We start from the raw sequence: 23,038 nt of genomic DNA, 5'->3' as shown, positions 1-23,038 counted from the left end.
CTCAGATTAATTATTTTTTATACACCACTTCAAAGTCATCATCGCCTTCGTCTTCATCGAGATCATCCTCATCGTCGAAATCATCATCAGCGTAATTATCAACCGTCTCTTTATGATAAGTATCCCATCTGAAACCAACGTCTTCTTGCTCACTGGTGTCGAGAACTTCAACTGGTAAAGATTCAATATAGTCCATAGCTTTACGACAAAGGGGCTCAGTGCCTTTACCCTGGACTGCGGAGATACAATAATAATCGTCATTCCAGTCCAGTCCCTTGGCAATGTTTTGACACAGCTCAGCGGCTTCATCTTCAAACATTAAATCCATTTTATTAAATACCAACCAACGTGGCTTGGCAGCAAGTTTAGGACTGTATTTCTCCAGTTCGCCGACTATGGCTTTGGCGTTTTCAACAGGATCCGAGCCGTCAGATGGCATTATGTCGACTATGTGCAACAACACTCTGCAGCGCTCCAGGTGTTTGAGAAACTGGATCCCTAAACCGGCTCCGTCCGAGGCCCCTTCAATCAAACCGGGAATATCGGCAATGACGAAGCTGCGCATGGCATCCATACGAACCACACCCAAATTCGGTACTAAAGTGGTAAAAGGATAATCTGCAACTTTGGGTTTGGCGGCTGATACGCTGCGAATGAAAGTCGATTTACCAGCGTTAGGCATACCCAGCAACCCGACATCCGCCAATAACATCAATTCCAGTTTAAGGTGGCGTACATCGCCGGGTGTGCCTAAGGTTTTTTGCCGAGGCGCGCGGTTGGTGCTGGTTTTAAAACGTGCATTACCTAATCCATGGTAACCACCCTGGGCAGCTTTCATACGCTGGCCATGTTTGGTTAAGTCACCCAGCACTTCACCGGTCTCGGTATCCGTAGCCCGGGTGCCCACCGGCACCAATACATCTAAATCCACACCTTTACGACCAGTACAATCCGCACTTCGGCCATTTTTACCGCGCTCAGCGCGATGAAATTTCTCAAATCGATAGTCGATCAGGGTATTGAGGTTTTCATCTGCGACTAAATAAACACTGCCGCCATCACCGCCATCACCGCCATCGGGGCCGCCATCAGGTACATACTTTTCGCGGCGAAAACTCGCTACCCCACTACCGCCATCACCGGCTTCAACACGGATCTCGGCTTCATCTACAAATTTCATCGCTAACTCAACTTTCAGGTAAATATTATAAAGAGTTTACTCTATTCCAACAAAAAACCCCGCACTAGCGGGGTTTTTTAAAAACTGCTTACGCGCCAATTATTCAGCAACGATACTTACAAATTTACGGTTTTTAGGACCTTTCACATCAAATTGTACTTTGCCGTCTGACAATGCAAATAATGTGTGATCTTTACCGATACCCATATTGTTACCAGCATGGAAACGTGTTCCACGTTGACGAACGATAATGTTACCGGCTAAAACAGACTCACCGCCGTAACGCTTAACACCTAAACGTTTACTTTCTGAGTCACGACCGTTATTAGTACTACCACCAGCCTTTTTATGTGCCATTAGTTGAAACTCCTATTAAGCGCTTATACCAGTGATTTTCACTTCTGTGAACCACTGACGGTGACCCGTTTGGGTACGTGAATGCTTACGACGACGAAACTTAACAATCTTAACTTTTTCGCCACGACCATGGGTTACTACTTCAGCAGTAACCTTTCCACCACTTAAAAATGGGGTGCCGATCTGAACATCTTCACCATTGCTCACCATCAAGATTTCACCGAATTCAACTGACTCACCTGGAGCCACTTCGATTTTCTCGAGGCGAACGGTTTGGCCTTCAGCCACACGGTGTTGTTTGCCACCACTTTGGAAAACCGCGTACATAATTAACTCCGCTCTGCGCAATCATAGCGCTATATATTCAAAAACAGGGCGCGAATTGTACGTGAAGCAATTATTCCTCGCAAGTACCAAATACAATTTATTTGTTCAAATATACAGCAACTCAGGATCTATCTGCGATCAACTGGCATTCTAGTGCATTGGATACTGGATACCCGACACAATTTCTGTAAAATCCCACGTTAATTAATACCTTAAGGTAGGGCTGAAATTTTACTATGGATATAGACCACATCCTTCTGTTGGCTGAACCTGACATGCTTGCAGTCAATCAACTGATCCAAAAACAGGTCACTTCAGACGTATCACTGATCAACCAACTGGGATTTTACATCGTCAACAGCGGTGGTAAAAGATTGCGCCCACTACTGACTGTCTTGGCCGCCAGAGCCTTAGGTATTGAAAATCAACAGCATCACACCTTGGCGGCCATCATCGAATTCATTCACACCGCAACCTTGTTACATGATGATGTGGTGGATGAATCAACCATGCGCCGGGGCCGTGAAACCGCAAACGAAATATTTGGCAACCAGGCCAGTGTTTTAGTTGGGGATTTCCTTTACACCCGTTCATTTCAAATGATGGTCAGTCTTGAGCGCATGCGGGTGATGCAAATTTTATCTGATGCCACCAATGTGATTGCCGAAGGTGAAGTCTTGCAATTGATGAATTGCAATGACCCTGATACCAGTGAAAAAAGTTATATGCAGGTGATTTACAGTAAAACCGCACGTTTGTTCGAAGCCGCCACCTTGTTAGCGGCGGTGTTAACTGATCAGAAACCACAAATTGAACTGGCCATGCAAGATTATGGCAAGTATCTGGGAACGGCGTTCCAATTAGTTGATGATATTATGGATTATGTTTCGGATAGCCAGGACATGGGCAAAAATGTAGGGGATGATCTGGCCGAAGGCAAACCCACCCTGCCCCTGTTGTACGCCATGTGGCATGGCGATAAAAACCAGACCAAAATGATCCGCGAAGCTATAGAAGTCGGCAATGGCATGGAAAATTTGCAGGCTATTTTGGCGGCTATGGAGTCCACCGGGGCCCTGGTATATACCAAACAGCAAGCCCTTAAAGCGTCCCAACAGGCTATCGATGCGTTAAAACCCTTACCTGCAACTCAGTACAAACAAGCCTTGATAGAACTGGCGGGGATTTCCGTGGAACGTGTTGCTTAGGGCAGCTAAACAACACGAGCTTAAACATAGGGTGACTAATCCTTAGCTAACTTCACCCTGCCACTTACAGTGGACACATTGACCTTGCCATTGCCATCATTTAGAGTGAATTCCAACCAGCGACTAGGGCCATATTTGTCTTTTTGCACCTTGTCTGTAGACAGATTATTCACTATCCGCCCACCCGCATGACCGCGTATATCAAAGCGTGCTGAGACATCATCCTGGAACAACAAGGTGACTGAGCCACCAACAGACGAAGCTCTGATCTCACCATCTTCTGCCAATTTCAATTTAGCTTCGATACTACCGTTAACCGTATTGATATTGAGATATTCAATCATATTCAGGGACAGTTCCATGTCTCCATTTACCGTCTCTACCCTGACTTCTTTACTGGCGCTGGTTACCAAAATGTCACCGTTAACCGATTCGTATTTATCTTCTTTGCCTCCAGAGCTCAGGGAATGTATGTCACCATTAACCGTTTCAATTTTTACATCACCGTCCAGTTTATCTGCACGAATATCACCATTGACCGATTCCAGCCGGATCCGGCCTGACAGGGAGTTCGCCTCGATGCCACCGTTAACCGTATTAACATCCACGCCACCGGCAATCCCCAAAAGGGCAACCTCGGCGTTGACCGAGGTGTAGCTGAGTTTGCTATTGTTAGGCACGAATATCTGCAAATCATCTCCTTCATCATCATTGTTGCCCCAGCCATAGGAACGTTTGACTTTAACTTTAATAACCACCTCGTTGCCGTCACGTTCGAAAATAAACTTGTCGGTTTTGTCTCCCAAGGTACCCACTACTCGAACTTCCTGGCGTTCCCAGCCCTTAATTTCGGCATCGCCGTTTAAGTGTTCAATTTCAACATACCCATCAGGCGCGGCCTCTATGGTTTTATCCACTTTCTGGGCGGCAACTAACGACAAGTTGAAACACATCAGTCCAATACCAAGCCATAATTTTTTCATCTGCATACCCCTAAACCACTGCGTTTCATTTAAATTTGTGACCATTTCGATGAGTGCACGCGCTCGATTAAATTAATTTGTTGTTGATGTACATTTTGCAGCATCTTTAACAACGCCATATTGTTGGGTTCATTTTCTAAGGCGGCTTTTATCGCGCCTGCGGCTTCGTCCAATTCCGTTAATTGCTGTTGCCAGTTTTGGGTCAGGGCTGGTTGGTCTTTAAATTTAACCAGCAGGGCATTCTTTTGTTGTTGATGCTGTTCGCTCAACACTGCCACCAAATTCTCGCCACTGAGCTGGTTGGACGGCTGGCTAAGCGACAACCAGCCCAACACAGCAAAAGCTGCAAAAGATGCTGCCAGCAGATATAATTTAGCCGTTACTGGCGACTTGTTTGAGGCATCGTTTGCTAAGGCTAATTCAACCCCTTGGAAAAGGTCACGCTGGGGTTGCTTTTCCCTTGGTAATTCCCCTAGGTGTTGTTTTAAATGGGTATCAAAATCACTGTTATTCATATCCCATCCACTCCTTTAATAACTGTTTGGCCCGATGGAATTGAGCCTTACTTGAGCCTATGGCCATATTGGTCATCTGCGCGATGTCCTCATGTCTGTAACCTTCAACAGCATGTAATACAAACACTAACCTCGCCCTCTCGGGCAGGCGCACTATATAAGCCTCCAGATCCACCTCACCCGCCGATGGCTCGGCGATCTCGTTTGCCGCAACAGAGTCTTCTATATTAAACATCTTTTGCAGCCACCCCCGCTGTTTGCGTATGTAGGAGATAGTGATATTTGACGTCACTGTGTGCAGCCAGGTTGAAAATTTACTCTGGCCAGAAAAATTGCCAATCTTGCGCCACAATTGAATAAAAACTTCCTGGGCGGCATCTTCCGCCATCATTTTTTCACCGGTCAAGCGATAACACAAACCATATACCTGACCAATATATAGTTGATACAAAGTGTGATAAGCCCGCTTGTCCCCCTGCTGCACCGCTAAAATTAGCTCCTGCTCATCTTTAGTGGCAAACTTATGCTGTGCGGCAACGACGTTTCCTTGATCAGTCAATCGAATATCTTCATTTTGTTGCATTGAGAAGTTAGTCGCAGGGTAAATCAGAAAGGTTTAGAGCGCCAAAAAAATAAGCAGTCGAGTTTAAATAAAGCAAAATCACTGGTTGAACGAATATTATTAAATAACCTGAACCCGGGATAAGGTAAGTATTAGCCTGCCCCTATTTACATTCAGTTGGAAAGTACATGAAGATCATAGGTTTATATACTGGATCCGAGTCCAGAATCGGCCCTAAAAATGCGCCCACCGGTATTTATAAGCAGCCTCAATCTCGGGTTGTTGTTAACATGTTAGGTATTGAGGGTGATATACAGGCAGATAAACGCGTACATGGCGGACCTGAAAAAGCTCTGCATCAATATGCTCATCGTGGCTATGAAAAAATTATCAAGCGCTTTCCATTGATGCACAACAAGGCTTTGCCTGGCAGCTTGGGGGAAAATATCAGCGCGACAATGATGCACGATCATAGCGTGTGTATCGGAGACATTTACCGGATCGGCGAGGTATTATTGCAGGTCAGTAGCCCCCGCATCCCCTGCTGGAAGATAGCGGCCAAGTTTAATCAACAAGATTTACCGAAACTTATCCGCCAGGGACAGATCACTGGCTGGTATTATCGGGTATTGGAGGCCGGCGTTATTGGGCTGGGGGAAGAGATCATCTTATGTGAACGCCCTAACGACTGGCTCTCTATCGCGAATTTTATGGCAATACTAGATGAGGCAAACGTGACACCGCAGCGCCTCAATCAGATGTCATCCGCCTATGGGCTGGATCCCCAGTGGAAAACCAAGCTTAGTCGCTAACAGGGACATAATACCAATCGGTATAAATGACTAGTTTTAGAAAATAGAAGCGCTGCTAAATTATAGAACGTCAGATACATAAACACCGCCTTTGGGAACCCAAAGGCGGTGTTTTAAAGATTAACCAGAGGCCGAATTAGGCTTCTTGAATAACCACTAATTTGATGGTAGCTGTTACTTCTGAGTGCAACTGCAAGTTAATTTCAAACTCGCCAGTATCACGCAGTGTACCGGTAGGCAATTTGACTTCTGATTTACTGATCTCAACACCGGCAGCTGTAATAGCCAACGCGATATCACGAGTACCAATAGATCCGAACAATTTGCCTTCGTCGCCAGCAGGAGCCGCGATAGTTACTTCAGCAAGCTCAGCAATTTTTGCTGCGCGCGCTTCAGCCGCTGCAAGCTGGTCAGCAATTTTTGCTTCAAGCTCTGCACGACGTGCTTCAAATTTTTCAACGTTTGCTTTAGTCGCAGGTACCGCTTGTCCTTGAGGGAACAAAAAGTTACGTGCGTAACCTGATTTTACAGTGACTTTGTCACCCAAGCCGCCCAGGTTGGCGACTTTGTTTAGTAGTATGATTTCCATCTTTGCTACCTCTTAATTCCGCCAGGAACTACTTGTGTGAATCGGTATATGGAAGCAACGACAAAAAGCGTGCACGCTTGATGGCAGTTGACAACTGACGCTGATATTTAGCGCTAGTTCCAGTGATACGGCTAGGTACGATTTTACCACTTTCAGTGATATAGTTTTTCAACATAGCGATATCTTTGTAATCAATCTCTACAATACCTTCAGCTGAAAAACGGCAGAACTTACGACGTCTAAAAAAACGAGCCATTTTTGTCTCCTTATTCTTGTTCGTCAGAAGCCGGAGCTTCGACAGCTACAGGTTTCTCTTCAACTACAGGGCGCTCTTCACGCTCTGAACGTTCAGGACGTTCTTCGCGGTCGTCACGTTTTTCACGACGTTCTTCTTTGGCCATAGGGGATTGCTCAGTCGCAGCACCTTTGGTACGCATAATAAGATTACGCAAGATAACGTCATTGAAACGGAAAGCTGTCTCTAACTCATCAACAGCTTCAGCAGATGCTTCGGCATTGATCAGTACGTAGTGTGCTTTGTGTAGCTTGTCGATTGGGTAAGCCAATTGACGACGGCCCCAATCTTCCATACGGTGGATAGTGCCACCATTTTGGGTCAGAATCCCGGTATAACGCTCGATCATACCTGGAACTTGTTCACTCTGGTCAGGGTGAACCATGAATACGATTTCGTAATGACGCATCATATTGCTCCTCACGGTTGTAGTCTCGACAGCACAGTCAAACTGTATAGAGACAAGGAACTAAATTGGTGACTGTTTTAAGCGGCGCGAATTGTATATAAACTAGTCGTGGGGTACAAGAACTATTTACTACTATTGAAAATAGCCCCAGTTAACGTCTATTCCCGCTAAAACCCCCATTGACCGACAATTATCGCTTCGACTTCAATTCCAGTTTTTCTGTCAATCTACTGCCCCTTAATCGTCAATGTCCTGCTGATTTAGCCAGGTGCTCAACTTATTCATGTCCTCTGTCGCGGCCAACGTCAGTTCCTCCACCCAATCGTGCACATTTTGCCACCAGGTAGGATGGTCGCCCTGTTGGATAAGGTTGGCGATTTTCTGCAACCGGGCTAGGCCTACCGACCCTGCTGCGCCTTTTATTTTATGGGCTTGGCCGCATACCTCGTCCTTTTCATTCGCGCTTAAGCTGAGCTGCAAAATCTCCAGATACACTGGCATATTTTCTTCAAACACCTTCACACTGGTACTGACCATTTCGTGGCCAATAGTATCCACCAGAGTCTGTAACAAATCTAAATCGAGAATAGCATTTAGCTCGTCGTCAATATGTTCGTCCATTGGTTGACGCGACGTAGTGGGTTGATCGCTAAACAAAGTATTAAATACTTCGATAATACGGCTTTTTTTAACCGGTTTGGCGATCACGTCATCCATACCGCTATCCAGATATTCCTGGCGCCTTTTGGTCACATTGGCGGTCAGGGCCACTATGCTGGTTTGTTCGACCAATCCTTCGTCGTGCAAGGTGGTAGCCACGTCAAAACCATTCATATCAGGCAATTGAATGTCGAGTAAAATCAGATCGTATTGTTTATCTCTGACCATTTGAATGGCTTCGCCACCGGTCATGGCCACATCCACATTCTGCTCGAGTTTCTCTAACAAAGCCTTGGCCACCATCACATTAAGCTCTATGTCTTCGACCAGCAGAATATTCAAACCTTTAACTTGTAGCTCTTCAACTTCCATGGGTCTGCTGCTGATCGGCAAAGGTAATTCCACGGTAAAACAGGTGCCTTCACCGATTGCGCTGCTGACCTTGATATCCCCTTTCATCAAAGACACCATTTGCTGACAAATCGCCAGACCGATACCCGTGCCTGTAGCGCTTTGATGTTCAGGTAAATCCACCTGATAATACATGGCGAAAATTTTATCCAGTTCCTGCTGCGGGATCCCCACACCGGTATCACTGACTTTAAACTTCACCAGGCTAATACCGTCCCCCCCTTTATGAGCCTCCACACTTAAACTCACTTTGCCCTTTTGGGTAAATTTGACTGCATTGGACAGCAGGTTCCACAAAATTTGCCGCAAGCGCGTGCCATCGGCTTCCACAAAAGCAGGTAAAGGTTGTTTTATTTGTGTTTCAAAGGCCAGGCCTTTATCGGCAGCAAGCAGCTTAATAATACTGCTTAACTCTTCGGTAAAGTCTTTAATTGACACTGTCTTTAAGGATAATTCCAGACGGTCCCGGCCAAGACGGTCTATATCGATAATATCATTAAAGATGTTGCCCAAGGTGATCCCGCTGGCGTAAATGGTGCTCACCCAGGCATATTGTTCTTTGTCTAGCTTGGTATCCCGCAGCATTCGACTTAGGCCAACTATACCGTTAAGGGGGGTTCTTAGTTCATGGCTGATGGTGGCGATAAAGGAGGTTTTATCCTTGATGGCCTTAGACACCACATTTTCTGCTTGTTTACGTTCGGTGATGTCCCGGCCAAAAGCCAACAATCCCAGACGGGTGCCGTCTTGGGAATAAAACGGCACTTTACGCATTTCAAAATAGCCCCGACGGCCATCGGCAAAACGCAACCACAACTCTTCGGTAATACTGGCATTTTTTTCGAGTACTTCATGGTCACTGGCTACCACCTGACGTGCTAATTCCTCGTCATATACTTCGTACGGCGTCAACCCAATCAACTCTTCTTCTTTTTTACCGGTCATTTGCTCTGCGACCCGGTTGCAACCGGCAAACCGTCCTTCTTCATTGCGGTAATAAATCAGATCCGGGGAGGCATCAATAATCGAGCGCAGTAAGGTAGACAGACCCTGTGCCTGGGCTTCTTTCTCTGATTTTTCACGAATTTCGTTCTCTAATTCACTGAAAACATTCTCCCGCTCGGCTTGAGCGTTTTTGCGTTGTTCGATTTCATGGTTGAGCTGTTTGATATTATTCTGCAATTCGCGACTCAATAACACATCCTCAGCCCGCAGGCTTTCAAGCTGAGTCACCACTTCTGCCAGACGTCCCCGGGAACGCTCGAGTTGTTTCACCAACTCACTAAAGAAAAACAATACCCAAGGTGCACTGATGATCGTCAAGATAACGGCACTCATGAAATCTTCAATTTTTACATCACCGAAAATATAAATCCGCAGAAAGTACGTGCCGGTGAGGGTGAAAATCAACGTTAAAAAAACGAAAAACACGCTGACCCTAAGCGTACCGAAGCGATTAATAAATTGAGCGAATCTTAGGGCCCAGGGTTCTACCGAATCTTGAAACTGCATGTTGGTCTTCTCGAATAACAGAGGATGGGATATGTGGACGTCATGCTAGCAAGTTCCACTGCCGGGTCAACCCATACCCGACTAAGAGTTACATTTGATGATATTTCCAGCCGAACTGATTTTGCAATATCTGTTTGGTTAACCCCCAAGTCCACAGACCTGACGGCTGACCATAGATTAGTTGACTGCATAAGATTTTATGCACTTTATTTTCATAAATATTCTATTCAATTAAACTAAAAATTGATATTACTGAGCCCAAATCAACCTTTTACCCTTAGTTACTTCAGGCAAGAGCTATTTTTTTATAGGTTATAACTAAGCAGATGCACGCCACATAAGTCATTGTTTTATAAACTATAGAGTTAAATACCTTCGTCAGTCGCCGGTTTTTTTCTGCCGCTAGCTAAGATGGTAATTGATTTATAAATGTTTACTCGGTATTTTGTATGTCCTGCTTAGTATAAATATTCGATACACGACTGGTATCTCCAATAATAATAACGACCAGAATACATAGCGTTTAAAGTAGCTTCGTTGGCCTCTTTTTGTGTCCAACGGCGCCCTGAAAAACGCACGACATCAGCAGTAATCTACAACACAACCTTGCCCAGTCGTCGGTTGAAGGAGTTACGTCAATGAGTTTATATAATCCTAATGATTCGAAGGATAACTGTGGTTTCGGTTTAATCGCCCATATCAAAGGTGAAGCCAGTCACAGATTAGTTAGTACGGCAATCGAGGGATTAGATCGCATGCAACACCGCGGCGGTATTGCTGCCGATGGGAAGACCGGAGACGGTTGCGGCTTGTTGTTGCAAAAGCCCGATGCATTTTTCAAGTGCGTTGCCGCTGAAAATGACTGGAAGCTAAGCAAAAAATACGGCGTTGGTATGATTTTTTTGAGCCAGGATGAAAAACTGGCTGCCCAGGCGCGGACTGTGCTGAATGAAGAACTGGAGAGAGAAACTTTAGGTGTAGTCGGATGGCGAGTGGTGCCCACAGATCATTCTGTATTGGGTGACTTGGCGGCATCTGGTGTGCCGCAAATTGAACAAGTGTTTGTTAATGCGCCCTCTGGTTGGCGCAAACGTGATTTGGAACGTCGCTTATTTATGGCACGTCGTAGAGCGGAAAAACGCTTGGCCGATGACAGTGATTTTTATGTGGCCTGTCTGTCGACCTTAGTGACCGTTTATAAAGGTTTGGTGATGCCTATAGATCTGCCCAAATTTTATTTGGATTTGGCTGACGAACGCCTGCAATCAGCGATTTGTGTATTTCACCAACGTTTTTCCACCAACACCTTACCCAAATGGCCCTTGGCCCAACCTTTTCGCTTTTTGGCGCACAACGGTGAAATCAACACTATTCGAGGCAACCGTGATTGGGCCCAGGCCCGCAGTAGTAAATTTGTGACGCCACTGCTACCGGACTTGAAGGATGCGGCCCCTTTCGTAAACAGTGAAGGGTCCGATTCCTCATCATTGGATAACATGCTTGAAGTCTTTCTGGCAGGCGGTATGGACTTGTTCCGGGCTATGCGTTTATTGGTGCCACCTGCATATCAAAATAACAGCACTATGGATAGTGAGTTACGGGCGTTTTATGAGTTCAACTCTATGCACATGGAGCCTTGGGATGGGCCAGCAGGCATAGTGTTAACCAATGGCCGTCACGTGGCCTGTAATCTGGATCGCAACGGTTTGCGCCCGGCCCGTTACGTGATCACCAAAGATGGTTTGATTACCCTGGCCTCAGAAGTAGGAATATGGGATTACAAGCCCGAAGACGTACTTGAAAAAGGCCGGGTAGGCCCCGGTGAAATGTTGGCTGTAGATACCTACACCGGCAAAATTTGGCGCTCCAACGAAATAGATGATGAGTTAAAAAATCGCCACCCCTACCAAGAATGGATCGACAAAAGCATTCTTCGCCTCAAGCCTATTGAACAATGTGATGCTTCGCTGATTGGTCAACGGGTATTTGACGACAACATGATGGCGACCTATCACAAACTGTTTAATTACAGCTATGAAGAAATGCAACAAATCATCAAGGTACTGGCCAAAGACGGCCAGGAAGCTGTAGGCTCTATGGGAGACGACACGCCTATGGCGGTGCTGTCATCCAAACAACGTAATCTATACGACTATTTCCGCCAGCAATTCGCCCAGGTAACCAATCCCCCTATAGATTCATTGCGTGAAAATCACGTGATGTCATTGGCTACGTGTATTGGTCGCGAGCAAAACGTATTTAGCGAAACATCGAGTTATGCACACAGAGTTAGGTTTGATTCACCCATATTGTTGTATACGGATCTTAAACAGCTAAAAGAATACGATTCCGAATTTTATTATTCTGAAGTAGTGGATCTTAACTACCAACCCGAAGAAGGCCTGAAAAAAGCCGTGCTGCGGGTATGTAACGAAGTGGAGTACTTGGTCAAAACCAAACATGCTGCCTTTGTTATCCTGTCTGATCGCCATATAAAACCCAACAGATTGACGATCCCGGCAGCTATGGCAGTAGGCGCGGTACAACGGCGCCTGATTGATAAATCTTTGCGCTGCGACGCCAATATAGTGATTGAAACAGGCTCTGCCAGGGATCCGCACCACTTTGCCGTATTGATTGGCTTGGGTGCCACGGCCATATATCCCTTCCTCGCTTACGAAACCATAGAGCAGATGGTAGATAAGGGTGAACTGGGTATCACAGCCATGCAAGCCGTATTGAATTACCGCAAGGGCATCAATAAAGGTCTATATAAGATCATGTCCAAGATGGGGATCAGCACGGTTGCCAGTTACCGTAGTTCGAAATTGTTCGAAGCCATCGGCATTAACAGCGACGTCGTCAAGCTTTGTTTCCAGGGCGTACCTAGTCGTATTCAAGGTGCGGGCTTTGAAGATTTTGAACAAGATCAAATCAACCTCAATCGCATCGCTTGGCTCAAACGTAAAACCATCTCCCATGGAGGCTTGCTAAAATATGTGCACGGTGGTGAATACCATGCCTATAATCCTGATGTAGTCACTAGCCTGCAAAAAGCCGTGGTAAGTGGTAAGTACACTGATTATCAAGTGTTCAGTTCGTTAGTCAATGAACGCCCCCCTAGCCATTTCCGGGATCTGTTTGCCCTCAATGGCGACAGTCCGACCATCGATATCGATACTGTGGAATCCGCTGAGAGTCTGTTTACCCGCTTCGATACTGCAGCGATGTCTATCGGTGCCCTAAGCCCTGAAGCCCATGAAGCTTTGGCTATTGCCATGAATCGCTTGGGGGGTAAATCCAACTCAGGTGAAGGTGGTGAAGATGCGGCGCGTTTTAACACCGAGAAGAACTCCAAGATTAAACAGGTCGCCTCTGGCAGATTTGGGGTGACACCTCATTATCTGGTGAATGCCGAAGTGATCCAAATCAAGGTAGCCCAAGGCGCCAAACCTGGTGAAGGCGGGCAATTACCCGGTGACAAGGTCAACCGATACATAGCTGAATTGCGTTTTGCGGTACCAGGGGTAACCCTGATTTCGCCGCCACCCCATCATGATATCTACTCCATTGAAGATTTGGCTCAGTTGATTTTTGATTTAAAACAAGTCAACCCCCAAGCCTTGATTTCGGTCAAATTGGTGTCTGAGCCGGGAGTAGGCACGATTGCTACTGGTGTGGCCAAGGCCTATGCCGATCTGATCACTATATCGGGTTACGATGGCGGCACAGGTGCCAGCCCTTTAACCTCAGTAAAATATGCTGGTAGCCCCTTCGAACTTGGTTTGGCAGAAACTCAGCAAGCCCTGGTAGAAAACGGGCTACGTCACAAAGTGCGGGTGCAAGCCGACGGTGGCTTAAAGACCGGTTTAGATGTGATAAAAGCAGCTATTTTAGGTGCCGAGAGTTTCGGTTTTGGCACCGGCCCTATGGTTGCCCTGGGGTGTAAATACCTGAGGATTTGTCACCTGAATAACTGCGCCACAGGTGTAGCAACTCAGGATGAAAAACTGCGGGAAAACTATTTCATTGGACTGCCGGAAATGGTGATGAACTATTTCAGGTTTATCGCCCAAGAAGTGCGGGAAATCATGGCCAGTATAGGCGTAACTAAACTGGATGATCTGATTGGTCGTACCGAATTGCTAACAATATTGCCCGGTATCACTGCTAAACAGAATCGGCTGGATTTGAGCCCCATTTTGGCAAAACCCAAAGAAGGTTCCCACACCAAGCTGTTCTGTTCACAGGGCACCAATGCGCCATTGGATAGGGGCGAGTTAAACTTACAGATTTTAGCCGATGCCAAAGAAGCGGTGGCTAACCAGTCCGGAGGGCGTTTACGCTATAATATTCGCAATACTGATAGATCCGTAGGCGCCATGCTGTCCGGTGAAATTGCCAAACTACATGGTAATCAAGGTATGCATGATGCCCCCATTCACATTGAATTAACCGGTACTGCCGGCCAGAGTTTTGGGGTGTGGAATGCCGGTGGTCTGGAAATGCACCTAATTGGTGACGCCAATGATTATGTAGGTAAAGGCATGACTGGTGGGCAGTTAGTGATCCACCCCCCGAGCAATATTAACTTCGACCCGCATATCAGTGCCATCATGGGTAATACCTGTTTGTATGGCGCCACGGGGGGCAAGTTATTTGCCTCCGGCCGTGCAGGAGAGCGCTTTGGGGTGCGAAATTCCGGGGCGATTGCGGTGGTGGAAGGTACCGGCGATAACGCGTGTGAATATATGACAGGCGGCATAGTGGCCATTTTAGGGTCAGTTGGGGTCAACTTCGGTGCCGGTATGACAGGTGGGTTTGCCTATATCCTGGATGAGCAGGGAGACCTGGAACATCGTATTAATCCTGAACTTGTAGAGATCATGGGCATCGAAGATAAAGTGATCTTGTCAGAACACTTACGTGGCCTGATCAACCAACATTATGAAGAAACAGGCAGTGAACATGCAGCTAATTTGCTGGCTAATTTCCATGAATTTTTACCCAGTTTCCGCTTGATTAAGCCTAAGACCAGTGATGTGAAGAATTTGTTGGGGCACATCAGTCGCTCTAGTGCAGAACTGCGCATTCAGGCTCAATAAGCAGAAGGATTAGAAACAGTATGTCTAAAAACGTATATCAATTTGTTGACGTTGAACGGATCGATCCGCCGAAAAAGCCAATCGTGGTACGTAAAGCCGAATTTGCCGAGATTTATCATCCTCTGAGTCAATCTCAAACCGAAGGACAGGCAGATCGCTGCCTGGACTGCGGTAATCCCTATTGTGAATGGGAATGCCCGGTACACAACTTTATTCCCCAATGGTTGGCCCTGGCCAACGAGGGGCGGATTTTAGAAGCCGCCGAGTTGTCTCACAAAACCAACAGTCTGCCGGAAGTCTGTGGACGGGTGTGCCCCCAAGACAGACTCTGTGAAGGGGCGTGTACCCTCAATGATGATTTTGGTGCGGTGACCATCGGCAGTATCGAAAAGTACATTACCGATACCGCCTTTAAGATGGGCTGGCGCCCGGATATGACAGGCGTGGTGCCAACCAATAAAAAAGTAGCCATAGTCGGCGCCGGGCCTGCAGGTCTTGCCTGTGCGGATATCTTAGTACGTAACGGGGTTAAACCCGTGGTTTTTGACAAACATCCAGAAATTGGCGGCTTGTTAACCTTTGGTATTCCAGCCTTTAAACTGGAAAAAGAAGTGATCCTGCGTCGCCGTGACATATTCACCGAAATGGGTGTGGAATTTGTGCTCAATACCGAAATTGGTAAAGACATTGAATTCGAGACTCTACTCAATGACTACGATGCGGTCTTTTTGGGCATGGGTACCTATAAACCTATGCTGGGTGGATTCGCCAACGAAAGTGCCCCGGGTGTGCATGAGGCGCTGCCATTTTTGATCGCCAACATTAATCGACATATGAAGTTAGAAAAATCACCTGACGATTTTGTGGATATGAAAGGTAAAAAAGTATTAGTCCTAGGGGGCGGCGATACCACTATGGATTGTGTGCGCACCTCTATTCGTCAAGGGGCACTTAGCGTGACCTGTGCCTATCGCCGGGACGAAAAAAGCATGCCTGGTTCTCGCCGAGAAGTGGTGAATGCCAAAGAAGAAGGCGTGGAATTCAAGTTCAATTTACAGCCTTTGGATATCGAGCTGGACGAGCATGGCAATACTTGTGGTGTGCGTTTCGTTAAAACTGAAATGGGTGAGCCTGATCCAGAAGGGCGCAGACGCCCTGTGGTAGTGGATGGCTCTGAACATGTGGTTGAAGCCGACGCGGTGATCATCGCGTTTGGTTTTCAGCCCAGTCCTGCTGGCTGGTTTGGCGACCATGGCATCATTTTGGATGAAAGAGGCCGGGTGCGCGCCCCGGCCAAAGGCAAATACGCCTTTCAAACCTCGAATCCTAAAATATTCTCCGGTGGTGACATGGTACGAGGCTCTGACTTGGTGGTTACCGCCATTTTCGAAGGCCGAGAAGCCGCCGAAGGCATGTTGGATTACATGGGGGTGTAATTCATTCCTTGAATCTGCAAACAAAAAAAGGAGCCTCGGCTCCTTTTTTGCTGTTTAAATTGTGATTAACAAAAGATATTTGTCTATGTGAATTAATGAAAGCTAAAATAAACCATTAACCACTATCAGTCAGCCTCCAATCAACGAGTACCCATTGCTCTCAGTAACTAATCAGCTTTGTCCCATCCAGCTTTTCTACATCACAATTATTGCCCTGGCCACTTCTGTCGATAACCAGAAAATCGCAAGCTTGATTCAGGGCTAAACAGAAGTGATGCCAGGTGCCTTTGTGGTAGTTCACGCCTTGGGTTGCCTGGGCTAGAAACACTTCCATTTTGTGCTGGTCAAACTCACCTTTGGGCGCGACCACGACCAGGTAGGGTTGCTGGCTTAGGGGCATAAAGGCCTGACTGCCAAGTGGGTGACGCTCCATCATCTGAATTTTTATCGGCAGAACAAGTGGGGTTGAGCGAAAAATACTGATGATGGCACGGCCGTTTTCGCTGGCAACATCTATATCGGCCAAGTCATGATAGCGCTCTGTGTAACCCTCGTTTATTGGGAAGTGCTTTTTGTCAGGTGAGACTTCAAGCACATCCCCGTAAGGGGCAAAACTGTCTGCCGTTAGGGGCTTTATCAGCATATTAGCCATATTACGACTGGCTATCTTTTCGATATCCAAAGGCACGCATTCGGCTGACACCGCCGTCAGGGAAGATATTCAGCCTCAGGTGACTAAAGTGCTGTTTGGGGGCGATAATTTCATGCATAAACAGATGCTCCCGATGAGCAAATAATTTAGTGCTGGGAATGATCGTCTGCCACTTAGCTGTGTCATTCAAAGCATCTGGGGCGTGGATAAACTCATCGCTGTCGCTCAATGTGCCTTCCAGGTTGAAAGAGTCCGGAAAGTTACCCTTAAAATGATGGGTATCGATGATCACTTTATTGATTGAGCCGATGCAACCAAGCTTAACAATATTCCAGTCTGGCCCCGGATCGCGGCGGCGCTTGGTTTCCCAGCCATCGCCCATATCTTTTCCACGTCCAGGCATAACTAGGTTGTTTTTATCACTGAAAAACATGTCGCTGACCAACAGCGATTTACCACCATTTTTGATGGAAGCCAGATCAATCAGTTCGCCGGGTAAAAACTGCTGCCAATCTACACGAGCTTCGCCATACACCCGAAAACGGGCCACTCCGCCATCTGGGAAAATGTTCAGTCTGACATGGGTCCAACACTCATCATTGTCTATTTCAAACAGGTTTTGGCTATGTGCCTGTACCGCTAAATCGCTAAGAATAGTGAACCATTGGCTATCTTCGTCGGGTTGCTGTGCACTGTGACAGGCTTGTATAGAGATACTTTGCGGGGCATTGCCTCGAAAGAAATTAGTGTCTACATCAACGCCCTTAATCACGCCCGGCACGCCTAGCCTAATGACACACCAGTCGTGATCCCGACCATTGTCCCGGCCATAACTGCGGCGAGACTCCCAGCCATCCATCCACTTACCGCGCTCGGTATATTTATCGTCGATAAAGATACTTCTACCGAATTTGAGTAGGTTTTCCATTTCGGCAAAAAAATCGTCACTACATGCCAGTGTTTCACCACCAAGGCGCTCACTGGCTAAATCGATGTATAGAGTGCTTAATTTTTGCTGTATCGCGTCTTGGCTCATTATTTTCCTGGGATCTTGGTTTGAATAATTAAAAGATGGCTTACTTTGTTTACTTACTTAATCAATGATTTCAATTAACAGGTCAGATACTGCGGTATCAACACAAATAAATTTGGAAAAACAATATAGTTAAAAGGCTCGGGACCATTAATGGCATTTTTTGATCCGATCTATCGCCAAATAAAACTAACCGGTAAACACCAAGAATGTACTCGCTATCTTGAACAATACTCTATTGCTTGTCACCCCCAATATGCATAAAATTTGTCATAACGCACTGATTACGCTACGTGGTCGAACGTTTACTATCAATACTCAATATTTTAAGTTTACTCAGGAAGGAACGTTATTAATTGGGGCCTGTTGCTTAGTAATTTGGTGATATTCAGCGCCAGCGCACGATTACTTTACGGCAAAAAAATCGCCCCCCACCAGGCATTACCTGACAGGCTAAATCTCATTAAAGGTAACATTCAGTCAACGGTTTTAGTGAGTATATTGATCAGTAGTTTTTTATCCTGAACCGAAACATAAAGGTGTTTAATCTCGACCACTAGGAGTTCATTCTAAACAGCTTTTACTGGCAGTATTGGGAGTAGACACCCTGCTGCGAAATACTGAAATTGAAAATATCAATTTTGACGTTTATCGAAACAAAAATGGGATAAATCACCCACAAGTTTGATGACTAGAAACTCTGGGCCGTCATTCACCTTAAACGGCAGCCCGTGTCTGGTTAGTCTTGATGGTTAGCAATTTCGCTTAAGGCCTGTTCGAAAACCGCTACCGGCTGACCACCGCTGATCAGGTGTTTGTTGTTAATGATCACTGCAGGCACTGAACTGATGCCATTGGCTTGATACAAGCGCTGGGCGGCTCTCACTTCGTCAGTGTATTTATCAGATGCCAAAATAGCGGACGCTTGCGCCTTATCTAAGCCGACTTTTTCGACCACTTGTAATAATTCTGAATGATCACTTGGATTGCCATTTTGTTTGAAATATAAATCAAATAGGGCGAGGTTAAGTTCGGTTTGTTTGCTCTGTTCTGCAGCCCAATGCAACAAGCGATGGGCATCGAACGTATTGTAAATTCTGCCCCCGCCGCGGTTACCGAATTCATAGCCCACATCCAAACCTCTTTGCTTGATCATGGCGCGATTCTGTTCGCTTTGTTCAACGCTTATGCCGTATTTTTCGGTGATATGTTCCACTATTTCCTGGCCTTGTCGCGGCATATTTGGATTTAGTTCAAAGGGTTGCCAGCTAATTTGTGCTTTAACCTCTGGCGACAAGTTATCTAACGCCTGGATCAACGCCTGGTAGCCTATGATGCACCAAGGGCAAGACACGTCAGATACGATATCGATTTTAAGGGTGGTAACCATAATATACTCCGGCTGGAAAACATCACATAGACCTTTGGATATTGGGAGCGACGAGCCGTTTTCAAGTGTTACCCCCTATCGGTCGTCAAATAGTTGTCACACAACGGCTGTAAATTTCAAGGTTTACACGCCAACCAGGCACACACAGACTGAATGCTAGTCATAAGCAATTAACCCCGGTGCCAAACGAACGGTTTGGCCTTCGCCAAAAGTGTTAACAACAGTAATAATACTGATTCGATACAAGCCGCTAGCAGCAAGGCGATGCAAATCCCCCAAACAAGCGCTGACGGGCTTAGTGGCACAGAGTAGCTATATTGGCTTAAGGTCTCATCCAGGATTTGCGGATTATGCGCAAACACCATATGGTAAGTGCGTGCAAACACCGAGCCGTTAAGGGCATTCCATTCGCTTTGCAGCAACACTACCCTTTGGTAAATTTGTTGCAGGCTTTGGGCATCTTCCTGAAACACTTTATCCTCATTTTTACGATAATGCGCAATCAGCTGTTGTACATCACCGGCGAAATAACGATCGGCAGTTTGTTGAAAACCAGACAGGCTTTGTTCTGCCTCAAGCATGTGAGCATCAACCCGTTTTTGGTACTGGTCGACAAAAGCGGGCACCTGAACCCCGGTTAGCAAACCCGCGGCAAATAAAATCAATCGCAGGTAATCTCGAACAATGCTCATATTCGCCTCCTATACCCATATACATTACCCCATACCTTACACAATGCATTGAATGTTGCCCAGCATGGTCACGACCTCTATAGTAACCCGAGATAATATAAGGGCTTAAAATTATGTTTACCGGGATCAAAAAAATGCGGTCACCTACCAGGGTGATCGCCTTAAGCGCATACCTGATAACGTTGCACCTCGCAGCGCAGCCTATGGGGAATGATTTATCCACGCCAACCCCAGCTAACCTGTGCCCGGAACTTTTTTATCAGCTGACGATTTCCGGGGATGCCCGATTGTGTCAGATTTTTGCCGATCAGTTGCCGGCATCCCTTTCATATCATAGTGATAATTCACCGGCTGTAACCGAGGCATTTTATCGCGCCCAGCTTAGGGAACCGTTAAAGGTCAGCAAGGTGAAAAACCGGACTCTGATAGAATATGAAAATCGCAATAAAATCATAGTGATATCCAAAGATGGCAAAGGTAGCCAGATAGATATTCTGGTCACTTCCAACTAATTCCCTTCTCCAACCTCTTTTGGCTTTTTGCTAACTTCGCCACGCGTTGAATCTGGCACTGTCTTTGCAAAGTTTTACGCAAGAACAGTCAATAACGTGTTTTGTCAATTTTTTGGCGGGCACTTGCAGGAGCGTGTATGGAACTGGCAATTATATTAATGATGTTACTGATCGTTGTCGCTATAGGTGCGATCAAATTAAATGAGCCTAGTTTGGGGTTCCCGTTTAAAAAGAAAACTAACCTGTTCACCCCGGTTGAACGCAGCTTCTTGGAGTTAATCGAAGAAGCGGTCGGTGGGCAATACAGAGTATTATGTCGGGTGAAGCTTAGCGATATCTTAGCCGTACGGGAAAAAACAGATAAAAAGGCCCTTAAAAATGCCCTTAGCCGGGCAAGTAGCCGACAACTGGATTTTGTATTGTGTGCCAAAGGAGATATGACACCTGTGGTAGCCATAGATTTGGTGCACAGCAACGGTAAAGAGGGATACAAAAGCCAGCGGGACTGGTTTGTCAGTGGGGCATTAGATGCAGCGCGCATTCCGCATCTTAGAATAAAAGTACGCTCTGGCTACACCGCACGGGATATTCGCGAATGCATCGAACACAAAGTGGCGCCCATGCGTCCTAAAGCTGGCAAGGCTCCGCTTATTCAGGGTACCAATGGCCAAATTAAAGATCCCACTATCGCAACTCGCCCTACCAAACCGTTAGGCCATCGCCCCATAGCTGCTTAAATACATCGTTTGCTATTCATTTGCTAAATGGTGAACATAAAAAAACCAGCGAAGTCGCTGGTTTTTTTATTTTGGCTATTTGCCTAGTTTTTAACAAATTCGATACCCATTTTGATATCACCACGCAATCCTTCAAGCATGGCTTCTTTGGCTTTTTGCTCGAAATCGCTCAACTGACCGTAAGACAGGATCTCTTCAACGCCATTTTTACCCAAACGCACAGGGTGTGAAAAGAACTGAGCATCATCGCTGTTGGTTTCAACATAGGTATATTCAACCACATTGTCGCCACGCATGGCGGCTACCAGTGATAAACAGAAACGCGCCGCAGCTTGACCCATTGATAAAGTAGCTGATCCGCCACCAGCTTTGGCTTCAACCACTTCAGTACCTGCATTTTGAATACGAGTGGTCAGGCTTTGAACTTCTTCATCAGTGAAGGTAACGCCCTCAACTTGTGACAGTAATGGCAAGATAGTTGTGCCAGAATGACCACCAATAACCGGGACATGTACATTGGCCGGGTTAAGGTCTTTCAAATTACCCACAAACGTTTCAGCACGAATAACATCTAAGGTTGTTACACCAAATAATTTATTTTTGTTGTAAACGCCCTTGGCTTTCAAGGTCTCTGCGGCAATGGCCACGGTGGTATTAACCGGATTGGTAATAATACACAGGCATGCTTGTGGACAATGATCCGCCACACCGTCGACCAGGTTTTTTACAATGCCGGCGTTGATATTGAACAAATCTGAACGATCCATACCAGGTTTGCGCGGTACGCCAGCAGGAATAAGCACAATATCGCTACCCGTCAAAGCCTTCGCCAGATCATCTTTACCAAAACCTTGTACCTTCACATCAGTAGGTATATGGCTTAAATCAACCGCTACACCGGGTACTACAGGTGCCACATCATACAATGCCAATTCGGAACCGGCTGGCAATTGTGTCTTCAATAATAAAGACAGGGCTTGGCCTATTCCGCCCGCTGCTCCTAAAACCGCTACTTTCATATTTATCTCCTGTAAAATGCTAATCAATTCGCGAACGGAACACTAATGCAAGGCTCGCAAAAAAACAATCAATTGCTAATGTGGATCCATTGTGATTTTGTATGTGTGGGCAAATTGCTTAAGTTCAAGCGCTGAGGCAAAATAGCCACTATAACCAGAGGGAATATATGGCAACTAATAAACAAGAAGAATTGATCAAGGCGTTCAAGGATATATTGAAGGCGGAAAACTTTGGCTCACAAGGTGACATTGTTGACGCCCTAAAAACCGAAAACTTCGACAATATCAGTCAATCTAAAGTATCACGCATGCTAAGCAAGTTTGGTGCGGTGCGTACCCGCAATGCCCGGGGTGAGATGGTCTATTGCCTGCCCCCTGAGCTCGGCATGCCGACGGCGCGCAGCCCTCTGCGCCAGCTGGTTCTGGACATAGTGCACAACAATGTCATGATCATCATACGCACCAGCCCGGGTGCCGCCCAATTGATCGCCCGATTACTCGATTCATTGAGTCAAAAAGACGGCGTACTGGGCACCATAGCCGGTGATGACACTATTTTTATTGCCCCGTCCGATCTCACTAAAATTGAAGATATCCGTGCGCGGGTGGAGGCCTTGTTCGAAAATGTATAAGTCCTGCATG

Annotated in this window: 22 protein-coding genes; 7 read left to right on the top strand and 15 right to left on the bottom strand. The window is 46.2% G+C overall.

Annotation, left to right across the window (positions count from 1 at the left end; translation table 11 throughout):
* Positions 1-10 precede the first annotated feature (10 nt).
* The 3 genes from cgtA to rplU all read right to left on the bottom strand — a co-directional run bounded on the left by cgtA (position 11) and on the right by rplU (position 1,864).
* Positions 11-1,180 (bottom strand): Obg family GTPase CgtA, encoded by a 1,170-nt coding sequence (gene cgtA / locus AC3RV5_RS03225; protein ID WP_489730544.1) that lies wholly within the window; start codon positions 1,178-1,180, stop codon positions 11-13.
* Between the two features lie 99 nt (positions 1,181-1,279).
* Complete coding sequence (rpmA, locus tag AC3RV5_RS03220; RefSeq protein ID WP_489730543.1) at positions 1,280-1,537, bottom strand: 50S ribosomal protein L27; 258 nt, start codon at positions 1,535-1,537, stop codon at positions 1,280-1,282.
* Between the two features lie 15 nt (positions 1,538-1,552).
* Positions 1,553-1,864, bottom strand: a complete 312-nt coding sequence (gene rplU, locus AC3RV5_RS03215; RefSeq protein ID WP_489730542.1) for a 50S ribosomal protein L21 — start codon at positions 1,862-1,864, stop codon at positions 1,553-1,555.
* Positions 1,865-2,100: 236 nt separating this feature from the next.
* Here rplU and ispB point away from each other — a divergent pair, with 236 nt between their 5' ends.
* Positions 2,101-3,072, top strand: a complete 972-nt coding sequence (gene ispB / locus AC3RV5_RS03210; protein WP_489730541.1) for an octaprenyl diphosphate synthase — start codon at positions 2,101-2,103, stop codon at positions 3,070-3,072.
* 35 nt (positions 3,073-3,107) lie between these two features.
* Here ispB and AC3RV5_RS03205 read toward each other — a convergent pair whose 3' ends face one another.
* Genes AC3RV5_RS03205 through AC3RV5_RS03195 form a run of 3 tightly spaced genes read right to left on the bottom strand, consistent with a single transcriptional unit; the run spans position 3,108 to position 5,129 of the window.
* Positions 3,108-4,055: a DUF4097 family beta strand repeat-containing protein gene (locus AC3RV5_RS03205; RefSeq protein ID WP_489730540.1), complete on the bottom strand. Its 948-nt coding sequence runs from the start codon at positions 4,053-4,055 to the stop codon at positions 3,108-3,110.
* A gap of 29 nt (positions 4,056-4,084) precedes the next feature.
* Positions 4,085-4,570, bottom strand: a complete 486-nt coding sequence (locus AC3RV5_RS03200) for a hypothetical protein (RefSeq protein ID WP_489730539.1) — start codon at positions 4,568-4,570, stop codon at positions 4,085-4,087.
* Complete coding sequence (locus AC3RV5_RS03195) at positions 4,563-5,129, bottom strand: RNA polymerase sigma factor (RefSeq protein ID WP_489732085.1); 567 nt, start codon at positions 5,127-5,129, stop codon at positions 4,563-4,565. Before AC3RV5_RS03195 ends, AC3RV5_RS03200 begins: the two co-directional genes overlap by 8 nt.
* Positions 5,130-5,320: 191 nt before the next feature.
* Between AC3RV5_RS03195 and AC3RV5_RS03190 the strand changes: the two genes are divergently transcribed.
* The gene (locus AC3RV5_RS03190) at positions 5,321-5,944 is read left to right on the top strand and encodes an MOSC domain-containing protein (RefSeq protein WP_489730538.1); all 624 of its coding nucleotides are present in this window, start codon (positions 5,321-5,323) and stop codon (positions 5,942-5,944) included.
* A gap of 136 nt (positions 5,945-6,080) precedes the next feature.
* On the opposite strand, the gene rplI is transcribed toward AC3RV5_RS03190, so the two are convergent.
* From rplI to arcB, 4 genes are all read right to left on the bottom strand, one after another.
* Positions 6,081-6,533: a 50S ribosomal protein L9 gene (gene rplI, locus AC3RV5_RS03185; protein ID WP_489730537.1), complete on the bottom strand. Its 453-nt coding sequence runs from the start codon at positions 6,531-6,533 to the stop codon at positions 6,081-6,083.
* A gap of 28 nt (positions 6,534-6,561) precedes the next feature.
* Complete coding sequence (gene rpsR / locus AC3RV5_RS03180) at positions 6,562-6,789, bottom strand: 30S ribosomal protein S18 (RefSeq protein ID WP_489730536.1); 228 nt, start codon at positions 6,787-6,789, stop codon at positions 6,562-6,564.
* Between the two features lie 10 nt (positions 6,790-6,799).
* A complete protein-coding gene (rpsF, locus tag AC3RV5_RS03175; RefSeq protein ID WP_489732084.1) occupies positions 6,800-7,237 on the bottom strand; it encodes a 30S ribosomal protein S6 in 438 nt (145 codons plus the stop codon).
* 237 nt (positions 7,238-7,474) lie between these two features.
* The gene (arcB, locus tag AC3RV5_RS03170; protein WP_489730535.1) at positions 7,475-9,820 is read right to left on the bottom strand and encodes an aerobic respiration two-component sensor histidine kinase ArcB; all 2,346 of its coding nucleotides are present in this window, start codon (positions 9,818-9,820) and stop codon (positions 7,475-7,477) included.
* 638 nt (positions 9,821-10,458) lie between these two features.
* Here arcB and gltB point away from each other — a divergent pair.
* Entirely contained in the window at positions 10,459-14,925 is a 4,467-nt protein-coding gene (gene gltB, locus AC3RV5_RS03165; RefSeq protein ID WP_489730534.1) for a glutamate synthase large subunit, read from the top strand.
* Between the two features lie 20 nt (positions 14,926-14,945).
* On the top strand, positions 14,946-16,361 hold the full coding sequence (locus AC3RV5_RS03160; protein ID WP_489730533.1) for an FAD-dependent oxidoreductase: 1,416 nt from the start codon (positions 14,946-14,948) through the stop codon (positions 16,359-16,361).
* 160 nt (positions 16,362-16,521) lie between these two features.
* Here the strand turns inward: AC3RV5_RS03160 and AC3RV5_RS03155 are convergent, their stop codons facing one another.
* From AC3RV5_RS03155 to AC3RV5_RS03140, 4 genes are all read right to left on the bottom strand, one after another.
* The gene (locus AC3RV5_RS03155; protein ID WP_489730532.1) at positions 16,522-17,043 is read right to left on the bottom strand and encodes an ureidoglycolate lyase; all 522 of its coding nucleotides are present in this window, start codon (positions 17,041-17,043) and stop codon (positions 16,522-16,524) included.
* A complete protein-coding gene (gene alc, locus AC3RV5_RS03150) occupies positions 17,015-18,049 on the bottom strand; it encodes an allantoicase (protein ID WP_489730531.1) in 1,035 nt (344 codons plus the stop codon). The genes AC3RV5_RS03155 and alc overlap by 29 nt, the downstream gene beginning before the upstream one ends.
* Before the next feature lie 736 nt (positions 18,050-18,785).
* Complete coding sequence (locus tag AC3RV5_RS03145; protein ID WP_489730530.1) at positions 18,786-19,436, bottom strand: DsbA family oxidoreductase; 651 nt, start codon at positions 19,434-19,436, stop codon at positions 18,786-18,788.
* A 170-nt stretch (positions 19,437-19,606) separates the two neighbouring features.
* Entirely contained in the window at positions 19,607-20,128 is a 522-nt protein-coding gene (locus tag AC3RV5_RS03140; protein ID WP_489730529.1) for a DUF2937 family protein, read from the bottom strand.
* Between the two features lie 134 nt (positions 20,129-20,262).
* Between AC3RV5_RS03140 and AC3RV5_RS03135 the strand changes: the two genes are divergently transcribed.
* Positions 20,263-20,640: a hypothetical protein gene (locus AC3RV5_RS03135; protein ID WP_489730528.1), complete on the top strand. Its 378-nt coding sequence runs from the start codon at positions 20,263-20,265 to the stop codon at positions 20,638-20,640.
* 137 nt (positions 20,641-20,777) lie between these two features.
* Positions 20,778-21,377 (top strand): DUF2726 domain-containing protein, encoded by a 600-nt coding sequence (locus tag AC3RV5_RS03130; protein ID WP_489730527.1) that lies wholly within the window; start codon positions 20,778-20,780, stop codon positions 21,375-21,377.
* An 83-nt stretch (positions 21,378-21,460) separates the two neighbouring features.
* Here AC3RV5_RS03130 and mdh read toward each other — a convergent pair whose 3' ends face one another.
* On the bottom strand, positions 21,461-22,396 hold the full coding sequence (gene mdh, locus AC3RV5_RS03125; RefSeq protein WP_489730526.1) for a malate dehydrogenase: 936 nt from the start codon (positions 22,394-22,396) through the stop codon (positions 21,461-21,463).
* A 167-nt stretch (positions 22,397-22,563) separates the two neighbouring features.
* Between mdh and argR the strand changes: the two genes are divergently transcribed.
* Positions 22,564-23,028 carry a transcriptional regulator ArgR gene (gene argR, locus AC3RV5_RS03120; protein ID WP_489730525.1) on the top strand — a complete coding sequence of 155 codons (465 nt, stop codon included), beginning with the start codon at positions 22,564-22,566 and terminating at the stop codon, positions 23,026-23,028.
* The last annotated feature ends 10 nt before the right edge of the window (positions 23,029-23,038 follow it).

This window comes from Paraglaciecola sp. IT1134, assembly GCF_058068185.1.
Note: the sequence above shows the minus strand (reverse complement) of the source record. Positions and strands in the feature narration are given on the sequence as shown.

Bases quoted from the DNA above. Each gene is read 5' to 3' on its own strand.
- cgtA (WP_489730544.1), bottom strand. From the start codon at position 1,180: ATGAAATTTGTAGATGAAGCCGAGATCCGTGTTGAAGCCGGTGATGGC.
- rpmA (WP_489730543.1), bottom strand. From the start codon at position 1,537: ATGGCACATAAAAAGGCTGGTGGTAGTACTAATAACGGTCGTGACTCA.
- rplU (WP_489730542.1), bottom strand. From the start codon at position 1,864: ATGTACGCGGTTTTCCAAAGTGGTGGCAAACAACACCGTGTGGCTGAA.
- ispB (WP_489730541.1), top strand. From the start codon at position 2,101: ATGGATATAGACCACATCCTTCTGTTGGCTGAACCTGACATGCTTGCA.
- AC3RV5_RS03205 (WP_489730540.1), bottom strand. From the start codon at position 4,055: ATGAAAAAATTATGGCTTGGTATTGGACTGATGTGTTTCAACTTGTCG.
- AC3RV5_RS03200 (WP_489730539.1), bottom strand. From the start codon at position 4,570: ATGAATAACAGTGATTTTGATACCCATTTAAAACAACACCTAGGGGAA.
- AC3RV5_RS03190 (WP_489730538.1), top strand. From the start codon at position 5,321: ATGAAGATCATAGGTTTATATACTGGATCCGAGTCCAGAATCGGCCCT.
- rplI (WP_489730537.1), bottom strand. From the start codon at position 6,533: ATGGAAATCATACTACTAAACAAAGTCGCCAACCTGGGCGGCTTGGGT.
- rpsR (WP_489730536.1), bottom strand. From the start codon at position 6,789: ATGGCTCGTTTTTTTAGACGTCGTAAGTTCTGCCGTTTTTCAGCTGAA.
- rpsF (WP_489732084.1), bottom strand. From the start codon at position 7,237: ATGCGTCATTACGAAATCGTATTCATGGTTCACCCTGACCAGAGTGAA.
- arcB (WP_489730535.1), bottom strand. From the start codon at position 9,820: ATGCAGTTTCAAGATTCGGTAGAACCCTGGGCCCTAAGATTCGCTCAA.
- gltB (WP_489730534.1), top strand. From the start codon at position 10,459: ATGAGTTTATATAATCCTAATGATTCGAAGGATAACTGTGGTTTCGGT.
- AC3RV5_RS03160 (WP_489730533.1), top strand. From the start codon at position 14,946: ATGTCTAAAAACGTATATCAATTTGTTGACGTTGAACGGATCGATCCG.
- alc (WP_489730531.1), bottom strand. From the start codon at position 18,049: ATGAGCCAAGACGCGATACAGCAAAAATTAAGCACTCTATACATCGAT.
- AC3RV5_RS03145 (WP_489730530.1), bottom strand. From the start codon at position 19,436: ATGGTTACCACCCTTAAAATCGATATCGTATCTGACGTGTCTTGCCCT.
- AC3RV5_RS03140 (WP_489730529.1), bottom strand. From the start codon at position 20,128: ATGAGCATTGTTCGAGATTACCTGCGATTGATTTTATTTGCCGCGGGT.
- AC3RV5_RS03135 (WP_489730528.1), top strand. From the start codon at position 20,263: ATGCGGTCACCTACCAGGGTGATCGCCTTAAGCGCATACCTGATAACG.
- AC3RV5_RS03130 (WP_489730527.1), top strand. From the start codon at position 20,778: ATGGAACTGGCAATTATATTAATGATGTTACTGATCGTTGTCGCTATA.
- mdh (WP_489730526.1), bottom strand. From the start codon at position 22,396: ATGAAAGTAGCGGTTTTAGGAGCAGCGGGCGGAATAGGCCAAGCCCTG.
- argR (WP_489730525.1), top strand. From the start codon at position 22,564: ATGGCAACTAATAAACAAGAAGAATTGATCAAGGCGTTCAAGGATATA.